General features: G+C 70.0%; 12 protein-coding genes. 8 read left to right on the forward strand and 4 right to left on the reverse strand.

Annotated elements, in window-relative coordinates:
• Window positions 1-196: 196 nt before the first annotated feature.
• Window positions 197-958 (forward strand): hypothetical protein, encoded by a 762-nt coding sequence (locus ABZS58_RS33375; RefSeq protein WP_354787230.1) that lies wholly within the window; start codon window positions 197-199, stop codon window positions 956-958.
• 513 nt (window positions 959-1,471) lie between these two features.
• On the opposite strand, the gene ABZS58_RS33380 is transcribed toward ABZS58_RS33375, so the two are convergent.
• A complete protein-coding gene (locus ABZS58_RS33380; protein ID WP_354787231.1) occupies window positions 1,472-2,101 on the reverse strand; it encodes a GyrI-like domain-containing protein in 630 nt (209 codons plus the stop codon).
• 17 nt (window positions 2,102-2,118) lie between these two features.
• Between ABZS58_RS33380 and ABZS58_RS33385 the strand changes: the two genes are divergently transcribed.
• The 5 genes from ABZS58_RS33385 to ABZS58_RS33405 all read left to right on the forward strand — a co-directional run bounded on the left by ABZS58_RS33385 (window position 2,119) and on the right by ABZS58_RS33405 (window position 7,035).
• Complete coding sequence (locus ABZS58_RS33385; protein WP_354787232.1) at window positions 2,119-2,952, forward strand: phytanoyl-CoA dioxygenase family protein; 834 nt, start codon at window positions 2,119-2,121, stop codon at window positions 2,950-2,952.
• Window positions 2,953-3,049: 97 nt separating this feature from the next.
• Window positions 3,050-3,883 (forward strand): TrmH family RNA methyltransferase, encoded by an 834-nt coding sequence (locus tag ABZS58_RS33390; RefSeq protein WP_354787233.1) that lies wholly within the window; start codon window positions 3,050-3,052, stop codon window positions 3,881-3,883.
• Window positions 3,884-4,118: 235 nt separating this feature from the next.
• Window positions 4,119-4,490: a hypothetical protein gene (locus ABZS58_RS33395; RefSeq protein ID WP_354787234.1), complete on the forward strand. Its 372-nt coding sequence runs from the start codon at window positions 4,119-4,121 to the stop codon at window positions 4,488-4,490.
• A gap of 90 nt (window positions 4,491-4,580) precedes the next feature.
• On the forward strand, window positions 4,581-4,946 hold the full coding sequence (locus ABZS58_RS33400; RefSeq protein ID WP_354787235.1) for a DUF4288 domain-containing protein: 366 nt from the start codon (window positions 4,581-4,583) through the stop codon (window positions 4,944-4,946).
• A gap of 649 nt (window positions 4,947-5,595) precedes the next feature.
• Entirely contained in the window at window positions 5,596-7,035 is a 1,440-nt protein-coding gene (locus tag ABZS58_RS33405; RefSeq protein WP_354787236.1) for a hypothetical protein, read from the forward strand.
• A gap of 971 nt (window positions 7,036-8,006) precedes the next feature.
• Here the strand turns inward: ABZS58_RS33405 and ABZS58_RS33410 are convergent.
• Window positions 8,007-8,903 (reverse strand): hypothetical protein, encoded by an 897-nt coding sequence (locus tag ABZS58_RS33410; RefSeq protein WP_354787237.1) that lies wholly within the window; start codon window positions 8,901-8,903, stop codon window positions 8,007-8,009.
• Window positions 8,903-9,217 carry a PadR family transcriptional regulator gene (locus ABZS58_RS33415; protein WP_354787238.1) on the reverse strand — a complete coding sequence of 105 codons (315 nt, stop codon included), beginning with the start codon at window positions 9,215-9,217 and terminating at the stop codon, window positions 8,903-8,905. The genes ABZS58_RS33410 and ABZS58_RS33415 overlap by 1 nt, the downstream gene beginning before the upstream one ends.
• Window positions 9,218-9,367: 150 nt before the next feature.
• On the opposite strand from ABZS58_RS33415, the gene ABZS58_RS33420 reads away from it, so the two are divergent.
• Window positions 9,368-10,513 (forward strand): hypothetical protein, encoded by a 1,146-nt coding sequence (locus ABZS58_RS33420; protein ID WP_354787239.1) that lies wholly within the window; start codon window positions 9,368-9,370, stop codon window positions 10,511-10,513.
• Between the two features lie 159 nt (window positions 10,514-10,672).
• On the opposite strand, the gene ABZS58_RS33425 is transcribed toward ABZS58_RS33420, so the two are convergent.
• Entirely contained in the window at window positions 10,673-11,491 is an 819-nt protein-coding gene (locus ABZS58_RS33425) for a MerR family transcriptional regulator (protein ID WP_354787240.1), read from the reverse strand.
• Between the two features lie 211 nt (window positions 11,492-11,702).
• Here ABZS58_RS33425 and ABZS58_RS33430 point away from each other — a divergent pair.
• Window positions 11,703-12,719 (forward strand): GTP-binding protein (locus ABZS58_RS33430; RefSeq protein ID WP_354787241.1); only part of this gene is annotated, 1,017 nt, incomplete at its 3' end.

Raw genomic sequence — 12,719 nt, forward strand, 5'->3', positions numbered from 1 at the left:
CCGTTGCCCGGAAAGCGGGCACGGCGGGTTCGGGCCGGGGGCCGCTGGAAAAGGACCTGCACGACAGGCACCTCGCCAGCGGCCTACCGGTGCCGCGCCTGTGGGCGTCTGGGTGGCGCTATGGTCGGGATCTGCATCGGCAGGGGGTGTCGTCGTGCGTGTGAGCATGGCTAGCGTTGCGGCTCGGGTCGGTTGCGTGAACGAGGACTTCTGCGGGGCTGTGCCGGGTGCAGCCGTGCTGATCGACGGGGCGGGGATTTCCGGCGTCGAGTCGATCTGCCGGCACGGCGTCGCCTGGTATGCGCACCATCTGGGAGGGGAACTTCTCGGTCTGCTGTCGCTCGGCGCGGACCGGAGCCTGCCTGCGTTGCTTGCCGAGGCCATCGCGCGGTTGGCGGATGCCCACCGCAACACCTGCGATCTCGCCGATCCCAGCAGTCCTTCCGCAGCCGTGGCCATCGTGCGTCTGTACGACGGCCGCGTGGACTACCTCGTTCTTGGCGACCTGGTTGTCGTGCTCGGCATCGCCGAGGCGCCGCTGGTCGTGTCCGATGCCCGGGAGGTGGACATCGGGCGACCGTATCGGGCCGCGCTGCAGACGACCGCCGACGGCAGCGCCGAGCACGAACAGGTCCGACGACGGTTCATCGACATGCTGCGGGCCAGCAGGAACCAGCCTGGCGGCTTCTGGGTGGCAAAAGACGATCCGCGCGCCGCGGCCGAGGCGATCACCGGCAGTCGCTGCGCCAGCGAGCTGAGCGGTGTTGCCCTGCTCAGCAACGGTGCCAGCCGGATCGTGGACCGATTCCAGCTTGCCCGATGGCCGGAAGTCTTGGGTTTGCTCGCGTCGGGCGGACCGACGACGATCATTCGCCGCGTCCGCCAGGCCGAGCAGCAACAAGGGTTACCACCCGACGATGCCACCGTCCTGCACTGCACTGACCTGGCCGAGGACTGAGGGCCGGTCCTCAGAGGCCGGCGAAACTGCCGCACGGCAGGACGAACGCTCATCGGCACGACTGGAGAGCCCGGCTCGCCGAGACTGCTTACCGTCGGTAGCGCCTGGCCGACCGCACCGCGCACGCCCGTCGCGGCATGAGCGGATACGTGATCAAGGAAAACCTGCCCGCGCTTCGGTCGGTGTCCTCTCATAGAGTCGCGGTGTGGATCAGCTGGATTTCGACGTACGTCCGTATGTCACGCGGGCGGCTAACGGCCAGCTTTGCGTCGATTCCTCATCCTGGTCCGTGGCTTGTCACGCGTACGGCGCGGCGGATGACATGCCAGCTCTGCTGGCCTGCGCCGCCGGCGGCGACGCCGAAGCAGCCGAGGAGGCCATGGCGCTGTTGTGGTCGAGTGCCTGGCATCAGGGCACTGTCTACAGTGCCGCGGCACTGGCCACACCGTTCCTGCTGGATATTCGCGCTTGGTTGCCGCGGCCGGGCCTTCCTGTTGGCCGCCGGGCCGGTCGTCAGGCCGGTTCGACGGGCAGCCAGAGTTCACAAGTCGCGGTGCTGAAGTCGTTCGTAGGCTTAAGCACCGCGACGATCTCCGGACCTGGCCGCAGACGCCACGGGTTGAACGGGAACCACGCGGCTGCGGCCGTGGCCCAGGCCTTCTGCAGGGTCTGCGGATGCGGCCCCGTGGTCCGGATGACCACCCATCTGCCGGCCGGAACTTCGATGATGTCGAGGCCGCCGGGTACCGGCGTACCCGGGGACACGGCGACCCCGTGAAGGTAGGTCAGCTCGCTGCCCTCGGCGTAGTCGGGGTCAAGGTCGTCGCTGACCGCGAGCAGGCCGCTCGGCTCAGTGTTGCCGAGAGCCTTCAAACGCAGGTGCTCCTCCGTCGGCAGTGCGGTGATGTGCCGCTGGATGTGCGGGTTGATGCCTTGACGGACCAGCCGGACGCGGGCCGCGTGCCCCACGAGCCGGAACTCGGGATGGTCGACGATGCGGGTGTCCACGTGTTCGCTCCCTTCGACGGTCAGCCGGAGTGCCGAGATCATCAAGCCACCGTCCGACGTCAACCTTGGTCGCAGCGCACCGGTGGGCACCCGACAAAAGCGGCGCGGAAAATGTCGGGTGATCGAGACCGGCACCGCCACACGATGGGGGCATGGATGACACGACCTTGGTATCCCACTTTCTTCGCGACGGCTTCGTAAAGCTGGAGGGCGCCGTCGCGCCGCGCGTGGCAGCCGACTGCGCGCGGCTGCTGTGGCGGGAGACGGGCTGCGACCCGGACGATCCAGCGACGTGGACACAGCCCGTGCACTGGGTGCCCGGCATGGCGCAGGGGCCGTTCGCCGCCGCTCCCAACTCCCCGTTCCTCCATCACGCGTACGACCTGCTCGTCGGCGCGGGACGCTGGGAGCCGCGCTACTCGCTGGGCACGTTCCCGCTGCGCTTCCCGCACAAAGAGGAGCCGGACGACGCCGGCTGGCACATCGAGGGCAGCTATCTGCCGGAGGGCGAGAGCTGGTACTTCACCAATGTGCGCTCCCGGGGCCGGGCACTGCTGATGCTGTTCCTGTTCAGTGAGATCGGTGAGAAGGACGCCCCGACCCGGATCCGGGTCGGCTCACACCTCGACGTGCCGAAGGTGCTGGAGAAGTACGGGGAGGACGGAGCGAGCGGGCTGGCCCTTGCGCCCGACCTGGTGACGGCGTCCGAGCACCGGCCGCTCGCCCTCGCCACCGGATCTCCGGGCGACGTCTTCCTGTGCCACCCATTCCTGGTGCACGCGGCGCAACCGCACCACGGAGCGCGGCCTCGCTTCATGGCCCAACCGCCGCTGATGCCAGCTGCACCGTACGAACTGGAGCGGGCCGACGGCGCGTACTCACCCGTAGAGATCGCGATCCGTCGGGGTCTCGGGCAGGACGCCCTCGGAACAGACGGAGACGGCACCGACTGCGGCGCCGAGGCGACTTGCTCCGTCCGTTCCTGAGCGCCTGCCCGAAGGTCTTGTCGGAAACCTCGGGGAGCCAAAAGTGAAGTGTGGCAGGCAGGGCATGGGCGGTCTACGTGCGACGGCGGAGGCGGGGTTGGTAGTGGTTCTGCGAGTGAGTGGCCGCAATGCACGGTTCCAGCAGTGGAAAGCTCTCCTCGGCAATCGGACCAAGCGGCAGCGACGCGGCGAGTTCCTCGTGCAGGGCGTGCGCCCGATCACCATGGCCGTCGAACACGGCTGGCAGATCCGGGAGCTGCTCTACGACACCAGCGCTCAGCTGTCCGGCTGGGCACGCGAGGCCCTGGGCACAGTCCGGGCCGAGAAGTTCGCCGTCTCGCGTGAACTGATGCACGAACTGGGAGGTAAGGCAGACACGGTTCCAGAGCTACTGGCCGTGGTCGCGCTGCCGGAGGACAACCTGCGCCGTATCCCGGTCGGTCCGACCATGCTCACCGTCGTGTTCGATCGGCCCACGAGCCCCGGCAATATCGGGACCCTCGTTCGGTCGGCGGACGCCTTCGGCGCCGGCGGCGTCATCGTCACCGGCCACGCCGCCGACGTGTACGACCCGAAGGCTGTCCGGGCGAGCACCGGCTCGCTGTTCGCCTTGCCCGTGGTCCGGGTACCCTCACACCAGGCCGTTCTATCCTGGGTCGCTGACGTCCGCGCCGACGGCATCGGCATGAGCATCATGGGAACCGATGAGCGCGGCATCCTCGACGCCGCCGAGTACGACTTCACACAGCCCATCCTGACGTTGATCGGCAACGAGACCACCGGCCTCAGCTCCGGCTGGCGCGAGGCATGCAACCAGCTCGTCCGGATCCCCATGTTCGGGTCCGCCAGCTCCCTGAACGCGGCGACCGCCGCGACTGTCGTGCTGTACGAATCAGCACGCCAGCGGGCGGCCGCCGCCGCCCGGCGGTAGCGCGCAGATCGCCGACAGCAGCCGCTCCGCCAGCACCTTCGGCCGCAACGCAACGACTCCCAACCGACTCCGAGGCATGAAACGCTACGGACTGCGGACGGCACCCGGCCAGCGCGGATCTCGGCAGTTCCGGGCACCCGCCGGTGCCGAACGTTGGTCACGAAACGTGACCGCTTCCGGTAGCCTGGCGCCCAGTCGGCGGGAGAACCGGACGTCGGGTGCGATCATCGGGTGCATGCAAGCACATGTCGTCGTGGTACATCCGGGTATGCCGACGATGGCCTGCATCGTGGTAGCGGGTGTCCCGTTGCAGGCCGAGTGGGTTGGCCTGCCGCCCAACGTCGGCGAGCTCGTCGACGTTGAGCTGGACATCGACGTCGTGCTCGGATGGGCCGACGCGATCGCGATGGACGGCGCTGAAGCGACACTGCGCGAGGGCCCCAAGCTGCGGGGGAACGTCGAGTTGCAGGAGCGGGACCTCCTGACGGTGCGGATAGCTACCGGGCTTCTGCAGGTCGAGGTCGACGACGGTTCCATCGACGTCCCGCCCGGAACGGCCGTCGTCATGGTGGCCGAGCACCTCAAGCTGTATCCCACCGGCGTGTGACCACGGCCGTTCCCGACCACCCTGATCGCGGTAGATGAGTGCGCCTGGAGGCTAGTCTTCCCTTCTGCTGTCAAGGGGAAAGGTGCATGGATGGATGAACGCGGGACTGAGCTATCTCCGGTGTGGTTCAGTGCGACGCTGCGGTTCGCCAGTTTCACGGAGGACGGCCGGTACTTCCAGCCGGATGTGTCGGTGTACACGTTCAAGGCTGTAGACCACACGTCCGCCTTCGACCGAGCGTTGCAGATCGGGCGAGGTGCAGAACGTTCCTTTGTCAACGCGCTCGGCGTCCGTATTCGAATTGCCCTTGTGGACATCGAGACCCTCAACATGCTCGGCGACGAACTGGACGGCGTCGAGGTCTTCTACTGCCCGGGCCAGGAGCACGACACATCTCCGTACACCTGGGACCATAGCTTCACGCCGGAACGGTCGACGCCCTACACCGCCTTGTAGGACGAAGCGGAGGTCGGCTTCTCGCATCCGCTCATCGGCTACAGATGAGTGCGTCGTGGTCGACACGGTGAGGGCGTGGCGCGAGCACCGGCAACGGGCCGGCCGTCACTGCACGAAGCCCCGCTCGGAACCACCAACCTGCAACCGCCTTGGCAGCTCGAACACGAGGTCAACCCACGCATCGGCCCAGCTCAACCCAGGCAACGGCGCGGTCAAGCCGTGCAGGTTTGTCTCTAGCCGGGGGCACGTCACAGAACTGCAAACGCGCAGCGCGACCGGCCGATCACTGATCATGGAAGCCGGCTTCCCACTCACCTGAACAAAGAGGGGTGGCCCCAGCGTACATGCTGGGGCCACCCCTCTTGGTTCGTCCCATGATCCGGAACACCAGCACACGGATGCGGGAGATGAGCATGGCAGCACGGGGCGGAGCAGAAATGTGCAGTCGACCAACGTCGTCGCCGGCCCACTCACGCGCCCAACGATCGGTGAACCATGCGGCGTCGGATCAGCATGACATCGCATTCGCACATCGAGTGACCGACAGGGCTTCGCGGGTGAGCGACGAACGTCTGATCGGCGGGATGGTGTTGCGTTTCGGCAGCTACCTGGTATAGACCGAGGCAACCATATGACTTCGGAGGCACCGGTGTGGAATCGTGTCGAGCGGGCATTGCGTCGTGCCTATCGCACCGGGACGTTGCTTGATCTCACCGACCGGCCGCTGGGGTCTGAGGATTCGGTACGGGCTCAGGTGATCGCGGAACTATTGCTGGCCGGACCGCCGGCAATGCCCGGGCGCACGGCGCGCGTCGATCTCGCCGGGGCACGGATCACCGGGCGGTTCGATCTCACCGGAGCAAGGGTCGATGCGCCAATACGGCTGCGGCGCTGCGTGTTCGACGAGGCGGTCGTGCTTGACCACGCGGAGCTGGGGTCGGTGAACCTCGACGGTAGTGTGCTGCCGGCCATCGATGCTGAATCGCTGCAGGTGGTTCGGTGGTTCGGTCTGCGGAACGCCCGAGTCGCCGGGGAAGGCTGGTTCCACCACGTGCGGGTGGGCGGCGGGCTGGACCTGAGCGGCACCCGGTTCGGTGGTCCGGTCAATCTGCAGCGCGCCGTCATCGAGGGCGACGCCCGGCTCTGCCACGGCGCCGGGTACGCAGCCGGGTTGCGGCTGGACGGTGCACGGATCGCCGGTGATCTCAACCTCGCCCAGGCCAACGCACAGGCGTCGGCGGAAGGCGCGGCGATCAGCGCCAACGGAGTGACGGTCGGCGGTAGCGTGTGGGCGCACGACCTTGTCACTGATGGCGTCGTCATGCTGAACGGTGTGCGGGCCGCCGCGGCGATCACGTTGCAGCGCAGCACGCTGCGCCATCCAGACGGTGATGCCCTGCTGCTCATCGAGGCGCAGACCGCGATGCTGACGCTGCGGCCCGCGCCGGCCTCGGCCGGCATGATTGTGCTGCGTGATGCGCGCGTCGGGCGACTCATCGACGACCCGGTCGGCTGGCCGGACGCGTGCAGGATCGAGTTGGCCGGCCTGACCTACGAGCGGGTGACCCGCCGATCCGATGACGCCACGGAGTGGACCGCCGCGCAGCGGCTAACCTGGATGGCCCGATACGCGACCGGGTTCACGCCCGGCCCCTATGATCAACTCGCCGTCGCGCTGCAGCGCGACGGCCGGGAGCAGGAGGCCAGCGAGGTGCGCCGCGTCCGGGAACGCCTGCGGCATCGGGCGATGGGCAGGGCCGGCGCGGTATGGGGTGCGATGCAGGACGTCGCGATCGGCTTCGGCTACCGTCCGGCGTGGGCACTGCTGTGGCTCGTCGCGGTGCTGGCGGCGGGCAGTGGGTGGTTCGCGTGGAGCGGCCCGCTTCGTCCGATCACGATGGGCGCGGCGCCAACCTGGGACCCGCTGCTCTACACCCTGGATCTCCTGGTACCGCTGGTCGATCTGGGCCAGGAGCGGGCGTGGGATCCGGTCGGTGCCGACAAGGCGGTGGCGGTGGCGGTGATGGCGGCAGGCTGGGTCCTCGCCACGACGGTCGTTGCCGGTGCCGGCCGCGCACTACGCCGCTAGCCTCGACCAACTGCGGCGACGCCCCAACCGAACGGGGCCTGCAGACGTCCGCGTTATTACCCCGCATCGCGCGTCGACCACCAGCCAGAGCGTCGGATCTTCCGCAGTTCGGCGAGTGCGTAGTACGTGTCGACGACGCCACTGCAATGGAGCCTGAAGGCTTCCAATGGCCTTGATCGGCCAGCCACGGAAAACGTGGCCAAGTTCGCCGGGCCAAGTGCATTCGCCATCTGCTGGCGAGGCCTGCGTGCGGGCGGCGGTCACCAGTTCCGAATAGAAGGTCGCGGCCAGGGCCGCCGGCTTGAACGGCTCCTTGATGCGGCTGCGGGCGACGACCCACAGCACGTTGGAGGTCGTGGTGCGCCTCGCGGCCTCCGCTGTGAGTGGTGGGAGCCGGCGTTCGTGGTCGGTGCGGCGGATGCGGAGGTCGTCGTTCGGCGGCTTCAGGCATGGGGGTGCCTATCGCTTCACGCCGACCGTGGAGGAACTGGCGGGAGATGCCGAGGTCTGGCGCGGACGTCAGGGGCCAGCCCGGGCCGCGAGCGGCCGTGATGATGGTCGGCTCGGCGGAATCCGCACGCTTCGCGGAACGGTGCGGTTGCGGCGGCGAAGCATGTTCTGCGGATTGCCTGGACGGCTCATCCGGCCACCGCCGGCAGCGGGAGCACCGTCGCGGCGGTCGGCGGAAGCGGCCCGCCGACGAGAGGAGCCCGCCGACGAGAGCAGCCGGAAGCCCGGCCGGCTCCGCTCTGACGAATCCATCTGCCTGCAACAGATCGGGCGCCGGGCCGAGGTCGGCACGCCTACGGGATCGAGCGCGAGGGAGAACGCAGCAGGCTAGCGGCCGCTGAGTAGGAGGCTGGCGGCAAGCGCTGTCAGGACTGCGATGCCGAGGATGATGAGGGTGAGGCGTACAACGCGGCGGCGGCGTGGTGCCGGCACGTTTGCCGGGTCTGGTGTGGTCATGGGGTTCACATCTCCTGTGCGGGTGCGGGTGCGGGTGGGCGGCGTACCAGGTAGCCGGCGAGGGCGGCGGCGGCCCAGCCGACCATGGCAATGAGCAGCGTGCCGACCGCGAGGTCGACGATGTTGTTGCCGAGGCGTTCGCTGACCGTGCCGCGGATCGTGTAGCCGCCGGCCGCGTCGGGTGGTCCGCCGGCGCCGAGGACGGCGACCGCGACCGTGGCGTACAGCAGCCGCAGCAGCCCGGCGCTGAGGGCGGCCAGGCGGGCGACGCGGCGCCCGGCCGCCGGGTCGCGGCGCCACAGCGTGCCGGCGGCGCCGATGGCGGCGGGGACGGCGATCACCATCACCCACTGCTGCCAGGGGCTCGGGATGAAGCTGACCTGGTCGACCGCGGTGAACCCGGACATGCTCAGCCCTACCACGGTGGCGAACACGCCGCCCGACAGGCCGGGCAGCGCGACACCGGGCCGGCGCAGCAGCGCGCTGACACCGAGCAGGTAGCCGGCGCAGATGATGCCGAGGACCGCGAGCGCGATCCAGCCGCCGGTGCCCAGCCCGTAGTGAACGGTCAGGCGGGCGTACATGGCAAGGCTGCCTGCGGTGATGGCGATCGCCGCCCAGTGGCCGGCGGCGGCGCGGCCCCATGGGGGCATGATCAGCGCGGCGCCGGCGCAGCCGAGCGCGAAGCGTAGCCGCCGGCGGCGGCCGTCGAGGTGGGCGAGTTCGCCGAGCATGGCCTGGCCCCACTCGGCCCGCCGGGCGGACAGCAGGCCGGTCGACCAGCGCAGCAGCCGCAAGGGTGCGTCCTCGGTCGGGCCGTCCAGGAACCGGCGTGGGTTGCGGCGGTACAGCGCGATCGCCACGCACATCGGCGTCAGCAGGAACACGATGAAGAACGGCATCACGCCTCGCTCAAGCGGCGACGGGGGTGGGGGGCGGTGCGGTCCTGGCGCGCGGCGGTCAAGGCGGCCACGAACTCGCGACCGGCGCCGGTCAGGCGGTAGAGGTGCCGGGGCGGCCGGCTGCCGACGCCCGGCTCCCAGGAGGTCTCCAGCAGGTCGCGGTCGGCCAGCCGCACCAGGATCGGATACAGCGAACCCGATTTGAGGTTCACCTCGGTGACCAGGTCATAGCCGTAACGCCACCGGGCCGGGTCGGCGGCCAGCGCCAGCAGGACGTTGATCGTCTGCGGTGACGGAGGGCGGTTACGTTGCACGGACGCTAACTCTACTCATGTAGCGATTACCGTCAAGGGATGCCCGCCGCAGCGGGCCCGGCGGCCGGCACGGCCACCGGAGACACCCACGGGCGCGGTCCTCCGGGCCGACGGCCGTCTATGGCAGGCTGTTGCCCGGGAGGAGCGTGGATGATGCTGGACGGGACCGGGGCGTTGGTGGTCATCGCCGCAGTGATCGGGCTCGGTCTCGTGGGCGTGATCGCGTGGGACTCGCGGGCGTTGCTCGGCACGCCGGTCGGGTGGGTGCTGTTGCCGATCGTGGTGGCGGCGTGGTTCGGCGGGGCGGCCGTCATCGGGCTGCCCGCCGACGTGCTGCTCGGGCACAGCGGCGCGGGGGCGATCTGGCCGGGGCTGGTCGCGGCGCCGGTCGTCGCGGTCGTTCTCGGCCGCCGCTTCCGTACGCCCGGCGAGAACACCATCGGACAGATCTTCATCCGTGCCGGGGTCCTGCTGGCCGCCTGCGTGCTCGCGAAGTGTGCCGCGTATGCGCTGGGCTTCCGGGTCTTCGACTTCTGGACTGGTGGGGCCGTCACGCTCGGCGCGCTGGTCGTGTGCACCGCGGTGTGGCAGTTCGCCGGCATGGACGGCACCGTGCACCTGTTCGTGCGGGCCGGCGTGATCCTCGCGGCCGCCGGGCTGGTCGGTGCGTGGGCCGCCGTCAACCACGTCCCGGTCGCCGGTGACCCCCGGACCGCGTCGACGACGACGGTCGCGTTGATGCTGCTGGTACTGCCGCTGCTCGCCCTCGCCGGTGCCACCCTGACGATCGGGGTGCTGCGCCGGGTGCGCCCTGCCGCCGGGCCGCGCGTCGCCCGTACACCTCGGGATGCGGCGAAACGGGTGCCGAAGACGCACGAGGTGTGGAACGCGTTCGTGGTGTTCGAGGAGGACGAGGACGAGGGCAAGGGCCGGCCGGTGGTGGTCATGGGCGCGGACAGCACCGGCGCGGACGTCCTGAAGATCACCAGCCAGGACAGGTCCCGCCTCGACGAGTTCCTGCCGCTGCCGCTGGAGCGCTGCCATGGCGTACTGACCAAGGACAGCTGGCTGGAGCTACGGCCGACCCGGGTGCCACTGGAGGAGTTCCGCAGCTACCGGGGCCTGTGCCCGCCGTGGATCTGGGCCGAACTGCGCACGCGCGGCCTGGTCACCGCGCGACCGGCCGCCCCGCTCCGTCAGCGCCCGGCGCTCGGCGCCGTCGACAAGCCGCGAGTGTCCGTCGTCAAGCAGCGCACCGGGCCCCGCTCGCTCTTGGACCGGCTCCGCAACCGCTGAGCGCCGCCGGTGGACTCCTCGGCCGGGCGGTCTCGACGCTCGCGTCGGTGATGTCGTACCTGACGATCGGCGTCCCCGCGTCGTCCACCGCCACGAGGTGTATGGCCCTGTGCCCGCCGCCGGTGGGACGGCGGGCACCCCCGTTCGGAGCGGAACGGGTCAGTCGAGCGGGAAGGCGATGTCGCAGACCTCGTCGTCCGGGCCGGCGGCGCCGAAGTCCGCGAAGTACACCTCGCGCGGCGACGTGCTGACGGGCAGGCCCTGCCCGGCGACCCACTGGCCGACCGCGTCGAAGGCGGACAGGATCTGCGGGTAGCCGACCTGTGCCTTGATGATGCGGGTGTACGCCTCGCGGTGTGCCGGCTCGACCCGGACCGCGCTGTCGACGGGGCCGGTCGGGTTGACGGGCAGGCAGATCTCGACGGGTCCGTCGCTGTCCTCGTTGACCTCGCCGTGGTAGACGATGAAGCAGGGGCCGACGACCCCGTCGCCGTGGCCGGCGGCGGCCTTGAGCAGGCGGCCGGTGGCCTCGTCGATCCAGGCCGGCAGGTCCTGCGCCTTCACGTGCCGTTGTTCGGTCAGCACCGTCTGTTCCGGCACGTCGCGGACCTTCACCTCGTACATGCTGAGTCCCTCACGATCGTCGAGCAGCCGGCTGCGCAGATGGGCGGCGATCTCGCGGCGGACGGCCGTCGCGTGCTCCTGGGCGGACCAGTATTCGCCGATGAGGCCGGCCTGGGTCCGCGGGTCGCCGGCCGCGACGATCGCGGCGACGGTCGCCAGGGGCATCTCGAGGCGGCGCAGCCTGGCGATCAGTCTGGCCGTCTCCAGCTGCTCCGCGCGGTACCAGCGGTAGCCGTTGTGCTCGTCGACGGCCGCGGGCAGGAGGAGGCCCTGCCGTTCGTACAGCCGCAGCGCCTTCGGCGAGAGCCACGACCGCCGCGCGAACGATCCGATGGTGAGCAGCTCCTCGTCCACCTGCGCTCCTTCCGGGCCGGGCGGTCGCCCGGCGAGATTCAGGGTCGGGCCTGCCCAAGGGGCAAGGTCAAGCCGGTGTATCTCGGGTGCGGTCCGCCGTCGCTTCGGTCAGTATGGAAGCAACCCACGTCGACCCGAGGAGCGGACATGCGCGCAGGAATCACGTCCATCCGGAAGGGAGTCATCGACGCTGGGAAGGACCTGACCCTGCATGCCCACCCTCAACCTCGGCATCGTCGCCCATGTCGACGCCGGTAAGACCAGCCTGACCGAGCGGCTGCTGTTCCGCGCCGGCGTCATCGACCGGATCGGCAGCGTCGACGACGGCAGCACACAGACCGACTCGCTCGCCCTCGAACGGCAGCGCGGCATCACCATCAAGTCCGCGGTGGCGTCGTTCCCCGTGGGCGAGGTCACCGTCAACCTGATCGACACGCCCGGGCACCCGGACTTCATCGCCGAGGTGGAGCGTGCGCTGCGGGTCCTGGACGGCGCCGTCCTCGTCGTCTCGGCCGTCGAGGGCGTACAGGCGCAGACCCGGATCCTGATGCGCACCCTGCGGCGGTTGCGCGTCCCGACGCTGATCTTCGTCAACAAGATCGACCGTCGCGGCGCGCGGCACGAGGACCTCCTCGCCGACCTCGCGGCCAAGCTGACGCCCGCGCTCGCGCCGATGGGCCGCCCGACCGGCCTGGGCACGGCGTCCGCGGCGTTCGAGCCCGGCACAGACCGGCTCGCGGAGGCCCTGGCCGAGCACGACGAGACGCTCATGGCCGCCTTCGTTCATGATGCGGCGGGTGTACCGCTGCGGCCCGCGCTGGCCAGGCAGACGGCCGCGGGGCTGGTGCACCCCGTGTATTTCGGTTCGGCCGTGACCGGTGCCGGCGTCGACGCGCTCGTCGACGGCCTGGCCACGGTGCTGCCCCCGGCCGGTGGCGATCCGGACGGCCCGCTGTCCGCGACGGTGTTCAAGGTCGAGCGAGGCCCGGCCGGCGAGAAGATCGCCTACGCCCGGGTCTTCTCCGGCACGCTGCGGGTCCGCGACCAGTTCGCACAGGGCAAGGTGACCGCGATCGACGTCCCTTCGGGCGGCAGTACGGTCCCCGCCGGGTCGATCGGGAAACTGTGGGGGCTGAAGTCGGTCCGGATCGGCGACACGCTGGGCTTCTCACCGTCTCCGGACGGCGTGCTTCCGCGTGCTTCCGCGCCGCCTGCGTCCGCGGCGCCT

Source organism: Dactylosporangium sp. NPDC005555, assembly GCF_040605635.1.
In the GTDB taxonomy this organism is placed as follows: Bacteria; Actinomycetota; Actinomycetes; order Mycobacteriales; family Micromonosporaceae; genus Dactylosporangium.